The organism is uncultured Anaerovibrio sp. (assembly GCF_947302755.1).
Classification (GTDB): domain Bacteria; phylum Bacillota; class Negativicutes; order Selenomonadales; family Selenomonadaceae; genus Anaerovibrio.
The window spans coordinates 1-5,637 of sequence record NZ_CAMYWM010000148.1; the positions used below are offsets into that span (position 1 = coordinate 1).

General features: G+C 40.2%; 7 protein-coding genes and 1 other RNA gene. 3 read left to right on the forward strand and 5 right to left on the reverse strand.

The features are described 5' to 3' along the window. Positions 1-21: 21 nt before the first annotated feature. Positions 22-1,380: a hypothetical protein gene (locus tag Q0Y54_RS11310; RefSeq protein WP_297967932.1), complete on the reverse strand. Its 1,359-nt coding sequence runs from the start codon at positions 1,378-1,380 to the stop codon at positions 22-24. A gap of 225 nt (positions 1,381-1,605) precedes the next feature. On the opposite strand from Q0Y54_RS11310, the gene Q0Y54_RS11315 reads away from it, so the two are divergent. Further along, a complete protein-coding gene (locus Q0Y54_RS11315) occupies positions 1,606-1,980 on the forward strand; it encodes a helix-turn-helix domain-containing protein (RefSeq protein WP_297967935.1) in 375 nt (124 codons plus the stop codon). A gap of 197 nt (positions 1,981-2,177) precedes the next feature. Here Q0Y54_RS11315 and ssrA read toward each other — a convergent pair. Then, positions 2,178-2,529: a transfer-messenger RNA gene (gene ssrA / locus Q0Y54_RS11320) on the reverse strand. 440 nt (positions 2,530-2,969) lie between these two features. Between ssrA and Q0Y54_RS11325 the strand changes: the two genes are divergently transcribed. Continuing rightward, the gene (locus Q0Y54_RS11325; protein ID WP_297967938.1) at positions 2,970-3,161 is read left to right on the forward strand and encodes a hypothetical protein; all 192 of its coding nucleotides are present in this window, start codon (positions 2,970-2,972) and stop codon (positions 3,159-3,161) included. Then, on the forward strand, positions 3,162-3,740 hold the full coding sequence (locus Q0Y54_RS11330) for a hypothetical protein (RefSeq protein ID WP_297967940.1): 579 nt from the start codon (positions 3,162-3,164) through the stop codon (positions 3,738-3,740). Positions 3,741-3,781: 41 nt separating this feature from the next. Here the strand turns inward: Q0Y54_RS11330 and Q0Y54_RS11335 are convergent, their stop codons facing one another. The 3 genes from Q0Y54_RS11335 to Q0Y54_RS11345 form a co-directional block, all read right to left on the reverse strand. Further along, entirely contained in the window at positions 3,782-4,387 is a 606-nt protein-coding gene (locus tag Q0Y54_RS11335; RefSeq protein ID WP_297967942.1) for a DUF1847 domain-containing protein, read from the reverse strand. Between the two features lie 18 nt (positions 4,388-4,405). Next, positions 4,406-4,792, reverse strand: a complete 387-nt coding sequence (locus Q0Y54_RS11340; protein WP_297967945.1) for a C-GCAxxG-C-C family protein — start codon at positions 4,790-4,792, stop codon at positions 4,406-4,408. 516 nt (positions 4,793-5,308) lie between these two features. Next, positions 5,309-5,608: an alpha/beta hydrolase gene (locus Q0Y54_RS11345; RefSeq protein WP_297967948.1), complete on the reverse strand. Its 300-nt coding sequence runs from the start codon at positions 5,606-5,608 to the stop codon at positions 5,309-5,311. Positions 5,609-5,637: the final 29 nt, after the last annotated feature.

Here is a 5,637-nt window from a genome sequence, read left to right on the forward strand (position 1 = left end):
TTTCGATGAAAAATTCTCATTTTAATTTGCTTTAAATCTTGACATAGCACCAATTTTAGTCCGAAGGCTGTTGATAGCTTCTAAATCATTTTTATCCACCATGTTATAGTTATTAACCAGCTCTGCCTTTTCATGCTCAAAAGTCCTTCTTGTTAAGCTCGCAATATATTCGTCCTTTACATTGCCCAAGTATTCCGTATTTATAATTTTAGTCTTCAATTCAAACAAAGCCTGATATTCATCAACAACATTATCGCATAAAGCTCGTATTTCAGCGTCCTGCTCAACAGCCTTCTCTCTAAGCTCTCTGGTCTCATACAAGAATCCTTTAAAGGTGCGTTTAACAATGTCAATTTCAGCGAGTTTATGTTCAAGTAACTCTATAGTAGGACTTGAAGTTAGCAAGTATAATTCCATCGTATGCTCAACAACATTTTTACATTCAAGCAAGCTATCTTCATCTTCAAGATTAAATTTGGAAACAATTTTTTCGATTTTTTCCTGTACGAAATCAGCTATACCAACACCAAAGTAATCTGCAATAGGTGCTATTTCAGCATCATTATCATCCATATTTTCTAAAACATATTTATACAATTCATAATTATATGGATATAAATTTAACGCCTGAATTATATAATCTGTTTTATCACCTTGAATTTTTGGTAAATTGTCAATGATAGCTTTTGCCGAACTTTCATCATCGTCACTCGGAACATCAAAATCCATTCCTTTTTTCTTTCTCAATATGTCAATTAAGGCATAATGCATCCTAAATATATTCCAATATATTCCAAGATGAAGTGTCATTTTTGTTTGTGGGTCATTAAACAGATTGGATTTCTTCATACTGGTTCCAATCATAGATATACCTTTACCAACTAAATTTACTGCTCCATAAATGGCACCAGTAGCTAAATTTAATGCTTCCGCTTTTGCAGTCCCTTTGAGAGCACCAGATATACCAAATCCACCACCAGAGAAACGCATTCTATTCTCTTTACGTGCTTGACGATATGCGGCTTTTTGCTCCTCATCCAATACAATTTCCATGTATTGATCATCAATTTTGCCAAAAACACTTTCCCAGTTGCAATATTTTTCATATATACCCAAAAAGAGATTCCTGTTGATATCGATAATTTCATTATCCACCAACAAGTCTAAAGAACGATCTACCGCTTTCATTATAAGGTTGTAGCCATCACTTAAGCCATCTTCATGGAGCTCATCCATGTCATCATACGATTCGAACTTTTCAATAAATTCCTGCTGCAAATTTTTAGCAAGATTATGATATATTTTTCTTACGTAAGTGTATTGGTCTCTGCCCTTTGAAACAGATAATACCTCTCCCATGAAATTAAACGATTGTTCCATTGTTTTCCTCCCTATTATTAAAAAATACCCCTCATAGCTCTGATGCCCCTAAAAAAATCCAAAAGTTTTAAATAAAAATAGTTATATTTCCCCCACTTCCGTATTGCTTAGATATATTTAATTAAATAACTAGTAAAATTGTAATACTCGTATTACACTAATGTCAAGATTGTATTACTCGCTGCCATATTAGAATGTATTAAAATAATATGCGGGAGTGATGTGATGAAGAAGTTGGCACAGATACTCAGAGAAAAGAGGGCAGCCATGAATCTCAGCTTACGATCCGCAGCTGAACTTATTGGTATAAGCCATACATATCTTGATAAACTTGAAAAAGGGATTGACTCTCGCACTGGTGTCAGCAATAAACCAACTCCAGATACACTGAAACTCATTAGTGAAGCATATAATCTGGATTACAATGATTTACTTAAAATGTGCAGATATATTCCTATTGGTAATGAGGTTGTCCCAAAATGTTACAGCAGTGATATAAAAGAGCTGATAGGTATTGCTGAAACATTTACAAAGCCACAAATTCAAAATCTTATTCTTTATGCCAAATTCCTTAAACAGAATGGTAAAGAATTCGACTAAGAGCCAATTATCATTTAGATGGTTGGTTTTTTTATGCAATACTTATCTGGTTCTCATAGTTTTCACTATTTACAACATTTTAAAGTAAATCCGTTAGTTTCTTTTCCACCCTATTCCAAAGCATTCGAAAAGGCCCTAACCACTACTGGTTAGGGCCTTTATGCTATGGTCAAAGTTTTCGACTTCGACCGAATATGTGGTGGAGATGAGGAGAATCGAACTCCTGTCCGAAAGCGTTGTCATACAGACTTCTCCGAGCGCAGTCAATGTTTGAGTTTAAGAGCTGGGCAGACACAGACAACCGCCGTCCCTCCGATCCTGGAGAAATTTCCCCTCAGGCCTCCAGGAGTCAGCCCTTTGGGTATCCCGCTATTGGCCTCTTATCCGCTCACGCGGGAGATAAGCAGACAGAGGTTAGCATCAAGCTGCTAAAGCGTAGTTTTCGTTTGCTTTTATATTTAAAGCGTTTTCACCTTACTAACGGGGCTAGGTGACCCCCCGGCTCGCTATCCATACTCCAGCCACCCCCGTCGAAACCTTTACATCCCCCTGTACAGGGAAATCCCGGTTCTTAGAGATTTCTGATATATGTTTAGTGTATTCATTATAGCAGTAATAACGAAAAAGTCAACCTAAATTTCCCCTTCCCCCCATAAAATGATAACTAATTCAGGTGGAGTTTTAACTCCATCTGAATTTAGTTGAATTTTACCCAGGGCTTTGCGGACGTATCCAAGAGGCAACGCCTATTGGTTAATACGTCCCATGCGAAAGTGTCCTGCAAAGCAAGACCATAGTCTTAGCTGAGCAGCTGACACTGACCGCTACGGGTGCTTTACTCTCATCTAAGAGGAGGGAGTATCAGCACCCGTTAGCATCGGATAAATCCTCCAGTTTCAATTTTGTATTGAAAACTCCCGCTTTCTTGCATATAATGAAACTGAATAGAAGAGCAGAAAGGCTAATAAAGAGGGAGAGGAGGGGCCAATGTGGCTACATCAAGTATTTTTCATAACGTGGTTATAAATGATCCGAAAAAAGCAGAAGCTTTTATCTCCGCGATAGAGGCATCTATTGCTGATCCTTATAAGACTGAAAATAAGTCTAAGGCCAAGGTAGAAACCGATCCGAATAAGCTCAACCATATAATTGATATATGGAAAAAGGAGGCTGCACTTTAAATGTCTCCTGTCGTAGTGAACATATTGGATCTAATTGATATGGGTGGCAACGAGGTTATCGAACATAAGCTTGCCACCTTTTCATCGCCCAAAAATCCTGAAATTGAAGATTTCATCCGTAATAAGGCTATACGCTTTGCGACAGGTAAGTTATCCATAACATATCTTGTGTACGACGAGGATACCGGAAATATTTTGGGGTATTTCACCCTCACCCATAAATCTATTATCATAACCGGTGAAAATTTATCAGCAACATCAAAGAAAAAGCTAGAAAGATACTCCAGAATGGATGTAGCAACCAATAATTATATGGCCTCCTCATTTCTTCTCGCACAGTTCGGTAAAAATTACGCCCTTGCCAAGAAAGACCGTATTAGCGGAGCAGAACTGATGGAACTTACCACCGGTGTATTGGTAAATATCCAACGCCAGATTGGTGGCGGCATTGTTTACCTTGACTGTGAGGATAGAGAAGAGCTGACCTCCTTTTACAAACGCCATAATTTTAAACAGTTTGATAACAGATACTCCACCGAGGATAATCAGAAATATATCCAATTTATGCGTTTCTTCTAAACAACGACATAAGTTATAGCAATAATATCGAAAAAGTCAACTTAAATTTCTCCTTCATCCATGATTCCCAGCTTTCTTTTCCAATAGCGGGAATATATGGCCCCCAGAGGATTATGGGAAAGAAGGCGGTCCTTTACTACCAATGCCGTAACAGGCCCCGAGCAGGAGCCGTTGAAAATAGCATCATGACCCACACAAAGGCCGCAGGATATAAACAGTTCTGTACCCTTTTCAGCCAATATTTTAGCCTGAAATTTCGGATTGCACATGGCCTCATGGCTAAGCTCCGGCTTAACCTGCTTTAATCCAAGATTTTTCTTGTTAAAGCTACAATTTTTACAGCAAACACTATAAAACTCAAAACCTTCATTTTTAAAGAACTTGGCAATGTATCTGGCCTCAGCATTCAGTCCAATGCAAAAGGCCATTCCCAGCTTCTTATACCCCATGGCCCTGGCAAATTCCGCTGTTTCCTGCAAGCGGGTAATATTGCTGTAGAAGGTCCCCTCCACATAGGCCGCCGCCTGCATTATTTTCTTTTCCTCGTCACTGTAGGCGGACAAAATCTCCTGCTCAGTATAGCCAGTGCAGTTCACGCCCTTTATATAGCAGGCATGGGTGGAACAGTTGGCACAATCTGCTTTCATAACAAAAATCCCTCCGGATTAAATGTATTTTTCCACCAGCTCTATAACTTCCTTAATAAGAGCATCACAATGGGGCTTCTTCTCGATCCCCTTTTCCTTGCTGATACGGAGAAGCTCCACGCAGTCCAGCACATCATCATGGTTGGCCTTTATAGCGTTATGGTATTCCTCAAGAATTTTAACATCATTTACCCCATGCATTCCCAGCACCATGAGACCAGCCGTAACGGCACCGCATACAGAGCCCCGCTTCATGCCGCCTCCAAAATTAAAGCCCAAATTAAAGGCCTGGTCCCTGGTAAGCCCCAGCTCCTCCGCAAAGGGAATAAGCACCGACTGGGCACAATTATAATGCAATGTGGTATCGTCCCGCAGCTCCTGGGCTGCTTCTGTGTATTTACTCATATACAACACTCCATCCATATAATATTTCCACTACAGTATACCATATAATCATTGTTATAACTGTTTTATCATGCTAAAATTTATACATACCATTCCATTTGCTGGCCCACTCCAGCAAATATTAAAGCCGGTACTCCATGCCAGCTTTTCCCTTAAAAACTTCCTACCATCATATATGCACACAATATTACTCCCTTGCTGGTGAACACACCAGCAGGAAAAAGGCTGGTCTTTGGACTGGCCTTTTTTCTTTGAGCTTAACATTTGCCCAGATAACTTTCCTGTGGTAGAATAACCAACGTATTAGAATACTTACACTATTTCCGTGGGGCCTTGCAGCTTCACGGGGGAAAGGCCAGTCTTAGGACTGGTCTTTTTGCTTGGGGCAAAATTAAAGGAGCCGCCCCTGGGCAGCTCCATGTGTATTTGAGATTATTTAGGTTTAGTTGAATGACCCTCCATTTTGGGAGGGTCGTATTAGTGCCCCTGCAGTATTTATTTCTGTCCGTCATTATCTCACCTTGATATGGATAACGCCCCCAGGCAGTCATCCAAAAAGCTGAAAACAGCCTCCCAATACTCTTTTCCGGCCACTGTCATCGCATCCCCATGTCCTGCTCCTTCTACGATAATTTTACTCTTGGGAGCAGGGCAGGCATTGTACAGCTTTTCCATCATAGGAAACGGCACCAGTTTGTCTGCCGTCCCATGGATGAACATGATCGGGACCTTGATGTCGGGAACTGCCTTTATGGGGGCGGCGTCTGACACTTTCATCCCGGTTTTGATGCCGCTTACAATGTCTACGCATGTCATAATGGGAAATTCCGGCAGACCAAAGATAA